The following is a 13545-nucleotide window of genomic DNA, read 5'->3' on the forward strand; positions in this document are numbered from 1 at the left end:
CATCGGGCACTGCTGGCTATGTCAGGATTTTGCAAGAGCTGTTTTCGTACCTTGAATTTCACTGGCCAATGCCGCGATGGTCCTGAAGTTATTCGGCGATACGTCGCGTGGCCGGACGCCACCCTGAAACGGCCCGGAAGGGAGTAAGGCATGAACAGTTCATTTGTCCTGCATCACTCTGCCTGGACCCTCACTGCCCGAACGGGTGCGACCGGACATGCTCGAAACTCTCCACAACGCTCGTGGCTCTTGCGGTTCGCTGCGCAGCATGCCGCTCGTTGCCTGGTGAGTGACCCGGCGCAGGAGCGGTCCACCGTGCCCGCTGCCGGGAGCCCGCGTTATGGATGGCCGGGAAGGCGACGCTCATGACCGCTGCACCGCTCAGCGTCGCGATCATCACGGATTTTGTTCACAACTACCAGGCGCACCTGCTGGTGGGCATTCGTGAAGCCCTCAACGAACGGGGACTGGCTTCCACGGTGTACGTCGGACGGGAACTGTTCCCGCCGGGGCATCCCGTGCACGACGCCAACGCGGTGTACCGTCTGATCAGGCCCGATCAGCACTGCGGGGTGATTCTGCTGACGGCCAACCTGGGGCGTGCGGTCAGCGGTGACGACCTGATGCGCTTCGCGCGGCAGTTTGCGCCTTTGCCGGTCGTATCCGTCGGGAAGAAAATCGCGGGTGTTCCCTCGATTCTGGTGGACAGCCGACCGGGCATGCAGGCCTTGATGGAACACCTGATCGTCAAGCGCCAGTTCCGGCGTTTCGTATTCGTGCGGGGCCGTGAAGGCAACGACGACTCGAATGACCGTGAGCAGGTGTTCCGCGAAGCGCTGGCGCTGCACGGCCTGCCTTTTCGTTCCGACTGGACGCTCTGCGGGGATTACCGGGCACACGCCGCGTATGACGCCATGCGAACGCTGCTGGCCACCACCCGCGATTTCGATGTGGTGGTCTCTGCCAACGACCAGATGACCGAAGGCATCATCCGGGCCTTGCGAGAGCACGAATTGCGCGTGCCCGAAGACGTGGCCGTGGTGGGCTTCGACGATGACGAGGACTTCCGGCATGCCATTCCGCCGCTCACCACCGTACGCCAGCCGGTGGTCGAGCAGGGCGTGGCGGCCGTAGAACTGCTCTGCTCGCTTGATCCTCGTCATGACGTCCATATCGATACGCAGCTGGTCGTGCGGGAATCGTGCGGCACGAAAGGCGGTTCGGGACCGCTCAGCCTGGCGCACGAAGCACTGCCCCGCACGCTGGACCGCCAAAAAGCCCAGCAGGAGGTGCTGGACTACCTGCGTCAGGTGAGCCGTGATCCACAGGCACGCCAGCCTTTTCTGGCGTACTGGAAAAACCAGCTGCTCGGCAATCTGGGCCGCGAGCATGACCTGGTCACGTGGCGTCACCTGCTCAACGATTTTCGCACCGCGCTGCGTCCGGAACTCTCGGGAGTGGTGCTCAGTGACTTCGACGCTCTGTTCGCCGACGTGCAGACGCTGCTGTATGACGCGCTGCAGATGGCCTACGCCAAGCAGCGCCTGGCGGAGGCGACCAACGCCGTGCTGATCTCCAACATGGTCTCCGCCCTCAGCTATGAAGCGATGTTCGGTGCGGCGCTGAATTACCTCAAGCACCTGCGCCTCAACCGGGTGGTGCTGGTGCTCTACGAGCGCTTCGGACGCCTCCCCAGCGAACTGGCCCGCGTCATGTTCGCCGAAGGGACCCGCAGCGCCCTCGACCGTGACCTGTTCCCGACTGCCCGGCTTCTGCCGGAAGGGATGCGAGGTGAACTCTTCGAAGGTCACCTGATGATCATTCCGCTGTTCACGACGGGCGCGCAGTACGGTTACCTGATCGTCGATCAGCCGCACGGCGTGTATTTCGACGAGGAAACGCCGCAGCACACCATCAGCCGGTCCATCCGGCACCTGGAGCAGCTTCACGCGATGCGCAGCGCGCACGACGACCTGGAGCGGCGGGTGGCCGACCGCACCCTGGAATTGCAGCGCCTCAACGAGCAACTGCAGCACGACGCCGTGCATGACGTCCTGACCGGCCTTGCCAACCGCGCGCTCTTTCACGACCGCCTGCGGCGGGTGGTGGCGCAGGCCGAGCGGGACAGCACGCAGGGCTACGCGGTGTTGTTCCTTGACTGTGACCGCTTCAAGTCCATCAACGACACCATGGGCCACAGCGTCGGTGATGACTTCCTGATCGAGTTTGCCGGACGCCTGTCAACAAGCGTGCGCCCGCAGGACACCGTCGCGCGCTTTGGCGGAGATGAATTCGCGGTCCTGCTCGAAGATGTGTTTGAAGCGCCTGACGTCATGATGATCGCCGAGCGCATTCAGCATACGCTGAGCGAACCGATGGACTTGCTGGGTCGCCCTTTCGCGGTGACGGCCAGCATGGGCATCGTCACCAGTGCCGGAGGGTACTCGAAGTACGAAGACGTCCTGCGCGACGCCGACATCGCGATGTACCACTCCAAGTCGCTGGGACCGGGCCGCACGACCATGTTCGAAGTCACCATGCACGAACGGGTCCTCAACCGCTCCCGGCTGGAAACCGAGTTGCGTCAGGCCCTCAGTCGCGGTGGGCTTTCGGTGCAGTATCAACCGATCGTCGACGTGCAGAGCGGTACCCTGCGGGGATTTGAGGCGCTCGCGCGCTGGGTGCATCCCGTGCGGGGCTTCGTGAGTCCCGGTGAATTCATCTCGGTGGCCGAAGAAGCGGGGCTGGTGGTGGATCTCGACCGCTTCGTGCTGTTCGAGGCGTGTGACTGCCTGCGCGCCTGGCGTGAACAGGTACCACAGGCAAGAGACTGCTTTCTGAGCGTCAATGTCAGCACCACGCAGTTCTCCCGAGCCGATTTCGTGCATGCCGTGCAAGGCGTGCTGCGGGATACCGGACTCTGCCCGGCCGACGTGCGACTCGAAATCACCGAAAGCCTGCTGATGCAGCGCGCGCCCGTGGTGCAGCGCAACCTCGAAGGGCTGCGCGAACTGGGCGTGCAGCTGTATATCGACGATTTTGGCACCGGGTACTCGTCACTCGGTTACCTGCAGCAGTTCGCGCCCAGCGTGCTCAAAATCGACCGTTCATTCGTGCAGCGCGTCCCCATGCACTCCGAGAGTGCCGAACTGGTCCGCACGATCCTCTCCATGGCGCGAAACCTCAACATCGCCGTCGTGGCCGAAGGAGTGGAATGTCAGGAGCAATGGACGTGGTTGCGCGAAGCAGGCTGCACTTACGCCCAGGGTTTCTTTTTCGCAAAGCCCCTCGTGCCGGAAGACGCGCTCGACGTGCTGCGCCAGAATCAGCCTTTGCCGGGCACCCCAAAAGAAGCCTCAGGAATGAAGGTCAGCGGAAGCGGCGGACACGGCAGCTGAATCCGCCGTGTCACGCCCCGGGTTCACCCACTGCCCGAAGCCGCGGAGTTCCCGCGCGAGTCGCGCCCCGTACTCGCCTTCTCCCAGCGTTTCGATCGTGACGCGCATGTGCGTCGCGTTGGCGTGCAGCATCTCTCGCTCGTTCAGCATGATGCCGACATGCCCCGGAAAAAACGCCAGGTCACCCGCCCGCGGGGTGTCCGTGGGGGTCAGGAAAGCCTGCTGCTGGTCGGCGTCGCGTGGCAGCACTCCCGCAGGGTAAAACAGCTGCGTCAGTCCGGAGCAGTCGATGCCCCAGGCGCTGCGGCCTCCCCAGACGTACGGCGTATCGAGAAAGCGGCGTGCGAAGTGCAGGCTGCGCTGGCCCTGCGAGGCGTCCGGCGCCGTCAGGGCCGCTTGCAGAAACGCTTCACCCTCGGCGTAGCGTACCCGCCACCACCGACGGCCGTCGATGTGGTGGGCTTCTCGATCCAGCAACTCGAAGAGTGCCCCGTGGCTGACTTCGTCCAGCAGGGTGGCGCTGACCCGCGGTGCGGCAAACAGGTGCCCGCGCAGGGCGCTGACCCGCACCGTTGCCGAAGCGGGCAACTCCCGGCCAAGCGCGCGCTGACAGGCGAAGCCCAGGTAGTCGTCGTGCAGCGTGCGCACCCAGGCCCAGCCGTCGTCGCGCACCTCGAGAATCTGCATCGCCTCGCCGTGCAGGGCTTCGGTGACCTGCGCGCTGCCGGTGGTGGGGCGCTCACGCAGGGAAACCCGGCCTCGCGCGGCGACGGCCTTCTGAGGCGTAAGCCATGTCCACTCCCCGGGCAACTCTCCCCGTAAAGCGTCTTCGGCCACGCGCCGTTGCTCGTCGAAGGCGTGAACGCGTGGATCCGGCAGGGGTGCGGTGTCAGGGCTGTACATGCCGTCATTTCAGCATGCCGAAGGCCGCACAGTGCTGCTGGCCGAGACCAGCAGGTGCCCGTGCTCATAGAATTCGCCTCCTGACCTTCACTCGGGCCAGGAGGCGAAGAAGCGCGACGTGGGGTCAGGCCCGTCTCTAACACCTCGCGTTCTGCTGATCACAGCATGCGCGGAATTTGTCCGCTTTGCGTTTGCAGCCGGTGAAGCCCGGCTTCGGTCAGCGTTGAGCCGACCTTGAAGTGCGGACGGGCCACAGAACGCTGCCTGCCGGTCAGGCTCCGGGCGCCGGAACGGGCACGTGGGCGCCGAGCAGACCTTCGTGTTTAAGATCCTGCCACAGTTCCGCCGGAACGGTCTGTTGCAGCAGGGTCGTGTTTTCGAGCACGTGTCCGGCATGACGGCTGGCCACCAGGACCGAGGTCACGGCCGGATGACCGAAAGGGAAGTGCAGGGCGGCCTGCTTGAGGCTGACGGCGTGGCGCGCGCAGACCGCGTCAATGGCCTGCGCACGCTGCAGCGTTTCCGGGGAAGCGGGGCTGTAATTGTAGGTAGCGCCCGGCTGCGCCGCCGCGAGCAGGCCACTGTTGTACACACCACCGATCACCACCCCGATGCCGCGTTCCTGACAGCGGTCCATGAAACCGTGCAGCGAGTCCTGTTCGAACAGGGTGTAGCGGCCCGCCAGCAGAAACACGTCGAACTCACCTGCCTTCAGCAGTTCGGCTGGCATCTGCCACTGGTTCATGCCCGCGCCGATGGCCGTGACCATCCCTTGCTCGCGCAGCTCGTGCAGGGCGCGGTAAGCACCTCGCATCAGCTCGCCGACTCCCACGCCCACCGCGTCAGGGTCATGAATGAACAGCAAATCGATGCGCGCGACCTGCAGGCGCCTCAGGCTGTCCTCGAAGGACCGCAGCACGCCGTCGTAGGAGTAGTCGTACTCGACGTTCAGTTTCGACGTCGATTTGAAGCCGAAGCTGCCGTCGCTTTCCAGCTGCGTGGGGTGCGGCGGGATGTCCGGGCGCAGCACCCGCCCGACCTTGCTCGACACGATGAAATCCGAGTGGTCCTGCAGCAGTGCGCCCAGCCGTTCCTCGGCCAGGCCGTACCCGTACAGGGGGGCCGTGTCGTAATAGCGAAAACCGAGCTGCCAGCTGCTCTGCAGCACGTCGCGCGCCTGAGTGTCGGGTACCGCCTCGTGCAGTCCACCCAGCGGCGCGGTTCCGAAACCCAGCGAAGGCAGCGAGAGCTTGCTGCGGGACAAGGTCCGGGGAGCGTAAGGGCTGTTCATGCTGAGCGTTGTACACCAACGCCAGAACATCGGGCCGGTGCGGGTCACATTACCTGCCGCACGCCTCTCGTCTGGCCCAACCTCGCCGCCCGGTGTGTTTTGGTGTTTACTCTGAGGATGGAGTGCCCGCCCTGCCTTTCTCTCAGACCGCAGCTGCCCGAACGGCCGGACGCACCGCTCGAGGTTCGTGCGTGACGCCGCAGGCGCGGCCAGTTCTCGGGCTCGATATTGGCGGAAGTCACGTGACGGCGGCACTCGTGGACCCGGGGGCCCGTGAAGTGCGGCGGGACAGCCGCACCGTTTTGCACGTCGCTCACGACTCGCCTGCCAGCCTGCTCACGGACGGCTGGGCCCGAGTGGCCCTGCTGGCCTGCGCGAACGAGGTGGGCCGCGTGGCGGGCGTCGGCGTCGCCATGCCGAGTCCGTTTGAGTATGCGCGCGGCGTCGCCCGGCACCGACACAAGTTCGCGGCGCTCTACGGCGTGAACGTCCGCGAGTCACTGAGAGACGCCTGGGCAGGCACTCCGCTGGCCGACACCTCGCCCGTCTTCGGAAACGACGCCGATCTGTTCGCGCTCGGCGAAGCCTGGGCGGGCGCTGCTCGCGGCCGGACGCGGGTGCTGGGCGTCACGCTCGGCACGGGCCTCGGCAGCGGTTTTGTCGTTGCGGGCCGGGTCGTCACCTCCGGCGAAGGCGTGCCTCCGGAGGGCGAGTTGTGGAATACGCCCTACGCAGGCGCCCTGGCCGAAGATTCGGTTTCCACGCGTGCGCTCGTGGACGCTTACACGCGGAGCGGCGGACCACAGCTCAACCCGGCCGATCTGGCGGCCCGGGCGCGCCAGGGAGACGTCGGCGCCCGGCAGGTCTGGCAGCAATTCGGTGAGCACCTTGCCGCCGTCCTGACACCCGTCGTGCAGGACTTCAAGCCGGACGTCGTGGTCGTCGGGGGAAACCTGACGCAGGCCTGGACTCTGTTCAGCGCTCCCCTGAAGCTGCTGGGCGTGCCCTGCGAAGCGTCCCGGCTGCTCGACGAGGCGGCCCTGCTGGGCGCGGCGGCCCTCGTTCTCGATCAGCACGGTTGAAGCGCGGTTGCCGAGCAATGCAGCGCCGCAGAAAGGAATTCATGGCTTACTTCGATCTTCCGGAACACGAACTGCGCACCTACCGACCCCCTCGCCACGAGCCCACCGATTTCGATGCCTTCTGGGCCCGGACGCTGGCCGAGTCACGGGAGCGAGCCCAGGACCCGCAGTTTGTGCCCGTCGAGGCTTTGCTCGCGACCCTGGAGGTGTTCGACGTGACCTTCAGCGGCGCCCTCGGCTCGCCCGTGCGGGGATGGCTGGTGCTTCCCAGACAGCGCACCGGCCCTTTGCCGTGCGTGGTCGAATTCATCGGGTATGGTGGTGGACGTGGTCTGCCGCACGAGTGGCTGCTGTATGCCAGCGCCGGGTACGCGCATTTCGTGATGGATACCCGCGGTCAGGGCAGCGGCTGGCGTCAGGGTGACACGCCCGACGAGGGCAGTGGGGGCGAGCCGCACCTGGGAGGCTTCATGACCCTGGGTTTGCACGATCCCCACCGCTACTACTACCGGCGTGTCTACACCGACGCGGCGCGCGCCGTCGAAACGGCCCGCACGCATCCGGCCGTCGACGCTTCGCGCGTGGCGGTGACCGGAGGCAGTCAGGGTGGGGGGCTGGCCCTGGCGGCCGCCGCGTTGATGCCGGACGTGCAGGCCTGCTTGCCCGACGTGCCGTTCCTGTGTCACTTCGAGCGTGCCCTGCGCATCACCGACAGCTTTCCGTACGGCGAGATCGCGCAGTACCTGCGCATTCACCGTGACGCTACCCAGGCGGCCATGCACACCCTGTCGTACTTCGACGGCCTGCACTTCGCGGCCCGCGCGCGCGCCCGGGCGCTGTTCAGCGTCGGTCTGATGGACGATATCTGCCCGCCCAGCACCGTGTACGCCGCGTTCAACCACTATGGCGGTGAAAAACGCATGGTCGAGTATCCCTTCAACCGCCACGAGGGCGGGCAGGCCCACCAGGACCTGAAGAAAATCCATTTTTTACGGGAAGTGTTCGGTGCGAAAGTGCCTTCATGAACGAGCCACTGGACACCTGCCTTTTTCTCTTGCGTCCCCAGTATCAACAGCGCGTCTGGGGTGGCCAGAAACTGCAGCAGGCTTCACCGCCGGTCGGTGAAGCCTGGATCGCCTACGAGCGCAGCGAGATACAGGGTGGCGAGCACGACGGACAGACGGTAGGGGAGCTGGCCGGACGCTACGGCGCCGCACTCCTGGGCACCGACGTCGCGCGACGTTTCGGTGGACGCTTTCCGTTGCTGATCAAGCTGCTCGACTGCGCCGACTGGCTGTCCGTGCAGGTGCACCCCAACGACGAGCAGGCCCGGCGGCTGGTTGGCCCGGGCGAGTTCGGCAAGACCGAGGCGTGGCATTTTCTGGAAGTCGACGAGGGCGCCACCATTCTGGCCGGCGTCAAAAGCGGCACTTCACCACAGGAACTCGCCCGGGCGATTCGCAGCGGTCGGGTGCTGGACGTCGCCGAGCGCGCCAGCGTGCGAAGCGGTGAAACCGTCTTCATTCCGGCGGGCACCCTGCACGCCCTGGGACCTGGCATGCTGCTTTACGAAGTGCAGCAGGTCAGCGACACCACGTACCGGGTCTACGACTGGGACCGCCCTGCGAGCGCCGGACGCGCGCTCCACCTGGACGAATCAGTGGAGGTCACCAATCCCGCCCTGCGTGCCGATGTCACCCCACCGCCCGTGCTGCGGGGAACAGGCGAGCAGCAGGCGGTCTCCTGCCCCTTTTTCCAGCTGGACGTGCTGCAGCTGGAAGGAACAGCGCTGCGCGGTGAGACGGCCGGTCAGTCCGCACACGTCATTACCGTCACGGCCGGTCAGGTCGAGGTGTTCTGCGCCGATCAGACGGTGACGCTGAGTCCTCATCAAACCCTGCTTGTCGCGGCGCAGACGTCCGGTTACGAGGTGCGCCCGGTTTCGGGCAACGCGCGGGCCCTGCGGGCCAGCGTGCCAATGGTCGGCTGAGCCCTGCCTGAAGGTGCGGGAGTGGTGATACCGCCGCGGGCCAACTCCCCACAACTGTCTGAAGAAGCCGGTGGCCATTGGCCACCGGCTTCTTCAGACAGTTCTTCAAATCCAGCGTCCAGGGCGGCGATCACTGGTTTCTCGGCGATTCTGGCTCCTGCTTTGTTGTGTTGGAAGAATGATGCCTAGTTTGCGCATCGCCAGCAAAAACAAGCCCGTATGCTTTTTCCCAGAGGTGGAAGCCTGAGTGAAAAACAGTGGGCTGCACGTTGTCAAGAACTTCACACGAAGTCTTGAAGCACGGTGCATTCCAGGCCATGAGTCGCAATGAAGAGTGGACGGAAGAAGCCTGAGAAGTGGCGCAGTCATGCTCTTCAGGTCGTTCTCCTGCCATCTGACGTTTCGGGCTGCGGTCCGATCGTGCGTCATGGCCCCGCTTAGCCGCCCCCATAGTGCATCCGAGGTGAAGAAATATGGCCGAGTACCTGTCCCCAGGCATCTATATCGAGGAAAGCAATTCCGGACCTCGCCCGATTGAAGGCGTCAGCACCACCACGGCCGCTTTTGTCGGTTTCACCGCGTCGGGTCCGGCCAACCAGCCTGTGCTGGTCGCCAACTGGTCGCAGTTCGTGAGCACTTTCGGTGCGCTGGAAAGCGATGGCAGCCGCAATCCGCACATGAGCGGCGCTTACCTGTCCCACGCGGTCTTCGGTTATTTCAACAACGGTGGAACGCGCTGCTACGTCACCCGCATCGTGCCTCCGGCACGAAGCAAGGACAGCAAGACCATCGAGCAGCCCGCCCTGCTGCAGTTGCCTACCCGTGCGTCCAAAGCCGTCCCGGCCCTCACCATCGGTGCCCGCGGGGCCATGAGCAGCGACATCAACGTCGAGATCGCAGCGGCCACGCCCGGCGAGGGTGACGCACAGCCCGGCGAGGGTGTCTTTACCATCAGGGTGAGGGTCGACAACCACGAAGAAACCTTCGAGAACGTCTCGGTGGCCAAAAAGCACCCGCGCAACGTTGTCGAGGTGGTCAACCAGGCCAGCAAGCTGGTCGAGATCACCGAGCAGACCTCCTCCGGGACCCTGGCCGAGCGCGTTCCTGAACTGGGATCGTTCGTGATCAAGGGGTCGGCCCCCCGGGACGCCGGCAGCATGCCCATTCGCAGCAACGACTTCATCGGTTCGCTCAGCGAGCGCAGCGGCATCGACGGGCTGGAAATCGCCGAGGACGTCAGCATGATCTGCGTGCCCGATCTGATGAGTGCCTACCAGAACGGCCTGATCGACAAGGACGGCGTCAAGGCGGTGCAGCTCGCCATGCTCAATCACTGCGAGCGCAACCAGAACCGCATGGCGATCCTCGACCCGCTGCCCGGCATGACCCCCCAGGAAGTCAAACGCTGGCGCGAGCAGGAAACCAACTTCGACTCGGCGTACGGCGCGCTCTACTACCCCTGGATCAAGATCAACGGTGAAAACGGTCAGCCCATCGCCGTGCCACCCAGCGGCCACGTGGCGGGCATCTACGCGCGCAGTGACGTCGAGCGTGGCGTGCACAAGGCGCCCGCCAACGAAATCGTGCGCGGGGCGATGGAGCCTGCCATGCAGATCACCAAGGGCGAACAGGACGTACTCAACCCCATCGGCGTGAATTGCATTCGCAGCTTCACGGGCATGGGTCTGCGGGTGTGGGGGGCGCGTACGCTGTCGAGTGACGCGCGCTGGCGTTACGTCTCCGTCCGCCGGCTTTTCAACTACGTGGAAAAATCCGTTGAGCAGGGTACCCAGTGGGCCGTCTTCGAGCCCAACGACGTCATGCTGTGGTCAAAAGTCCGCCGTGACATCACCGCTTTCCTCACGACCGTCTGGCGCGACGGTGCGCTTTTCGGCAACACGGCCGGCGAAGCGTTTTACGTCAAGTGCGACGCCGAACTCAATCCGCCCGAAGTGCGTGACCGCGGCATCCTCTTTGTGGAAGTGGGCCTGGCGCCCGTGAAGCCGGCCGAGTTCGTGGTGCTGCGTTTCAGTCAGTATGCGGGCGGCGGAATGTGAATGTCCGGGCAAGGTGCCCTGATCCTTGCCTGAAAGTGTTCGGCCTGAACTCAACCGAGGCGCGCCGAGCCTGAACGGTGAGTTTATTCAACCCTTGTGAATTCCTGATCGAGTAGGAGGAGAGAAAGATGACCGGAGCAGCAGATCCTTTGGTGGCAGCGTATTTCGGAGTGGACTTTCAGAACGGTGTGAAGGGTGCTTTTCGTGAATGCACGGGTCTGGGAAGCGAAAGCCAGGTTGTGGAATACCGCGCGACCGACGAGCGTGGCAAGCCCATCCTGATTCGGGAACCCGGCACCATGAAGTACAACGACATCGTGCTCAAGCGCGGCATCACCTCGGAAATGGATATGTGGCAGTGGCGCAAGCAGGTCGAGGACGGCGATGTTTCCGGTGCCCGTCGCAGCGGCACCGTGACGCTGTTCAACCAGAAAGGCGAACCTGTCGCCGAGTGGACCATTGACATGGCCTGGCCCAGCAAGCTGAACGGGCCGACGTATGACGCCAAAACGAACGAAGTTGCCATCGAAGAATTGACCATCACCCACCACGGCTATCGCCGCACCAAGTGAGTTTGGCGTTTGAAGATCAACTCGCCTGAGCCTCGGGCGAGTTGATCTTCCCGCCGGCGGGACCGGGCGCGTTCCCGCTTCCCGCCGGGAGCGCTCCCGGCAACTTTTCACCCGAACCCGGTGAGGCCCAGCGTGCGAACAGAGTACGAATTTCTTCTTCCACTCGGCTATGTGGACGCGTATGGTCACGTTCATCGCCGTGGCGTCATGCGGCTTGCCACAGCCCTCGACGAAATCGAGCCGCTCGGAGATCCGCGCGTGAAAAACAACGAAGCCTTCTTTGGGTTGCTGGTCCTCAGCCGGGTGGTGCGCAGTCTCGGCACGCTCACACCCGTACCCATGGACGTCATCGCCCGCCTGTACGCTGCCGATTTCGCTTACCTGCAGGCGTTCTACACCCGGATCAATGGCCAGCCCCCAGCGTCGGTGCCCATGGACAACGCTTTTCCCACAGCGGTGGCCCTGCCTGACGTACCGGCAGGCGTGATCGAAAGTGCCTGTCCGCAATGCGGCGCAGAACTGCTGCTCGATCTGGCAGAGACCGCTGACCCCTTGTCAGGGATGCCGGGATGATCCCACCATTCAAGCCCACATTGCCCAGTCCCACTACCTTCGAAAGCCACCCGTCGGCCAGGAAGGCCGAGCCGGGGGTGAACCTCGAGACACTGACCGAAAAGGTCTATCAGCTGCTGCTTGAAGACCTTCGCCTGCAGCAGGTCCGTCTGGCCCGCCCCAAACGCTGAGGTACCAGACGCTGCAGTACCAGACGCTGCAGTACCAGACGCTGCAGTACCAGACGCTGAAGTAGGTGCTCGGAAGGACCGGCATGGGGTGTTCGCCCATCATGCAGTCTCGGACCGGGGAATTGACAGAGCCCTTTTTACAGGATGAAACGAACTCACGTTCGAGGGACACATGACCACCCTGACCAAGGACCAGATTGATCGTTATCAGACCAATGCCAACAGCCGCTATTACGTCACAATCACCGGAAGCACGCAAAAAGCGGTGTTTTCCGAAGTAGGCGGCTTACAAATGGAGACTGAAATTTTTGAGTACGTCGAGGGAGGCAACAACGGCTTCGTTCATCGGTTTCCCGGGCTTACCAAGGCTGGCAACCTGACGCTGAAGCGCGGGATCACCCGTGGAAACGAACTCTTCCGCTGGTATCTGCGCGTCGCGCAGGGCGTGATGGACCTGCGGAGTGTCAGCGTCCAGACCTTCAGTACCAGCGGTGAGCCGCTGATTACCTGGCACCTGGACCAGGCCTTTCCGGTGAAGTGGTCCGGGCCGCAGTTCGCGGCGAGTGGCGTGACGGTGGCAGTGGAAAGCATCGAACTGGCCCATTCCGGTGTGATTTCCATCGATCTTTGAAACAGCAGGGGCGCGGCGCTTGACCGGTGCCACGCTCTTCGGGAGCCTTGTGATGAGTACCTTGCAGCAACGCGCACAACAACTCAAGCGCTACCGTGAACATTTCACGGTAATTTTTGCGCCGGGTGCCCCCCCGGGAGCGAACACCGCCATGGCCGCCGAGCAACCGCGCGCAAAACACAACCTGCCCGCACTCTTCATCCCCTCTGCACCTCCTGCACTCCGCCGTGTGTTTGTTCCGGCCCGTCTGCGTGTTTCTGCAGTGCCGGTAGCCCAACGCTCAGACGGCTTTCCTGCCGGACAGGTGTCCACTGCCCCCGAGCAGGCAGCCCAGGACGCCCCCGAACCGGAACCGCTCTGGCTTGACCCACCGGAGGAGAAGGCCTCGACGGCGCCGTCGAGGGTGGCGCCCGCCGGGCCAGCACAGCCTGCCGTGAACCGGTCGGGTCAGTCCGAGCCGCACCTGACACAACACGCGGCAGTTGCCCAGGCAGCGCTGCCCGCCCGTCTCACTCCTTTACGTTTTACCGATCTGCTGGCCCTCAATGCACGTGGTCTTGAAGGCCACCTTGCAGAAGCGCCAGTCGGCACGCAAACGCCGGTCAACTTGCCGCCTGCGCCCGACACAGTCGCTCGAGAGCAGCCCAAGCGTGGTGCGCACGAAAAGGATTCGGCCACAAATGCTGGAGGTGAGCGCAGCGAGACAGGCCTGCCCGAAATCCGGCCGGCTCCGCCTGGCCCACCATTGACCTTGGACGATCATGCTGCCGATCCAATAACACAACCGACACCGTCCTTGACGGAAGACGACGCCCTGACCGTTGCATTGCTCCCGGAGTCGCCTTCATCGCAAGAAGGCTCGACATGGTTCGGTTCTG

The 13545-nt window shown here is 64.2% G+C and carries 11 protein-coding genes; 9 read left to right on the forward strand and 2 right to left on the reverse strand.

What is annotated here, in order from left to right:
• Positions 1-365 precede the first annotated feature (365 nt).
• Positions 366-3398 (forward strand): EAL domain-containing protein, encoded by a 3033-nt coding sequence (locus tag DEIPE_RS22230; RefSeq protein WP_052326682.1) that lies wholly within the window; start codon positions 366-368, stop codon positions 3396-3398.
• Here the strand turns inward: DEIPE_RS22230 and DEIPE_RS10370 are convergent.
• Together DEIPE_RS10370 and DEIPE_RS10375 are read right to left on the reverse strand one after the other, a co-directional pair.
• Positions 3357-4301 carry a C40 family peptidase gene (locus DEIPE_RS10370; RefSeq protein WP_015235922.1) on the reverse strand — a complete coding sequence of 315 codons (945 nt, stop codon included), beginning with the start codon at positions 4299-4301 and terminating at the stop codon, positions 3357-3359. The genes DEIPE_RS22230 and DEIPE_RS10370 overlap by 42 nt on opposite strands.
• A gap of 271 nt (positions 4302-4572) precedes the next feature.
• On the reverse strand, positions 4573-5592 hold the full coding sequence (locus DEIPE_RS10375; RefSeq protein WP_015235923.1) for an aldo/keto reductase: 1020 nt from the start codon (positions 5590-5592) through the stop codon (positions 4573-4575).
• A gap of 242 nt (positions 5593-5834) precedes the next feature.
• Between DEIPE_RS10375 and DEIPE_RS10380 the strand changes: the two genes are divergently transcribed.
• The 8 genes from DEIPE_RS10380 (at position 5835) to DEIPE_RS10410 (ending at position 12667) form a co-directional block, all read left to right on the forward strand.
• The gene (locus DEIPE_RS10380; RefSeq protein WP_245557526.1) at positions 5835-6674 is read left to right on the forward strand and encodes an ROK family protein; all 840 of its coding nucleotides are present in this window, start codon (positions 5835-5837) and stop codon (positions 6672-6674) included.
• Positions 6675-6715: 41 nt separating this feature from the next.
• Positions 6716-7699, forward strand: coding sequence for an acetylxylan esterase (locus DEIPE_RS10385; protein ID WP_015235925.1), 984 nt, complete (start codon positions 6716-6718; stop codon positions 7697-7699).
• Positions 7696-8664, forward strand: coding sequence for a type I phosphomannose isomerase catalytic subunit (locus DEIPE_RS10390; RefSeq protein WP_015235926.1), 969 nt, complete (start codon positions 7696-7698; stop codon positions 8662-8664). The genes DEIPE_RS10385 and DEIPE_RS10390 overlap by 4 nt, the downstream gene beginning before the upstream one ends.
• Before the next feature lie 473 nt (positions 8665-9137).
• Positions 9138-10721: a phage tail sheath family protein gene (locus tag DEIPE_RS10395; protein WP_015235927.1), complete on the forward strand. Its 1584-nt coding sequence runs from the start codon at positions 9138-9140 to the stop codon at positions 10719-10721.
• 128 nt (positions 10722-10849) lie between these two features.
• Positions 10850-11293, forward strand: a complete 444-nt coding sequence (locus DEIPE_RS10400; protein WP_015235928.1) for a phage tail protein — start codon at positions 10850-10852, stop codon at positions 11291-11293.
• A 132-nt stretch (positions 11294-11425) separates the two neighbouring features.
• Entirely contained in the window at positions 11426-11866 is a 441-nt protein-coding gene (locus DEIPE_RS10405; RefSeq protein WP_015235929.1) for a hypothetical protein, read from the forward strand.
• Positions 11863-12036 (forward strand): hypothetical protein, encoded by a 174-nt coding sequence (locus tag DEIPE_RS23980; protein ID WP_015235930.1) that lies wholly within the window; start codon positions 11863-11865, stop codon positions 12034-12036. Before DEIPE_RS10405 ends, DEIPE_RS23980 begins: the two co-directional genes overlap by 4 nt.
• Positions 12037-12208: 172 nt before the next feature.
• On the forward strand, positions 12209-12667 hold the full coding sequence (locus tag DEIPE_RS10410) for a phage tail protein (protein WP_015235931.1): 459 nt from the start codon (positions 12209-12211) through the stop codon (positions 12665-12667).
• Positions 12668-13545: the final 878 nt, after the last annotated feature.

The sequence above is a fragment of the Deinococcus peraridilitoris DSM 19664 genome (genome assembly GCF_000317835.1).
Taxonomy (GTDB): domain Bacteria; phylum Deinococcota; class Deinococci; order Deinococcales; family Deinococcaceae; genus Deinococcus_A; species Deinococcus_A peraridilitoris.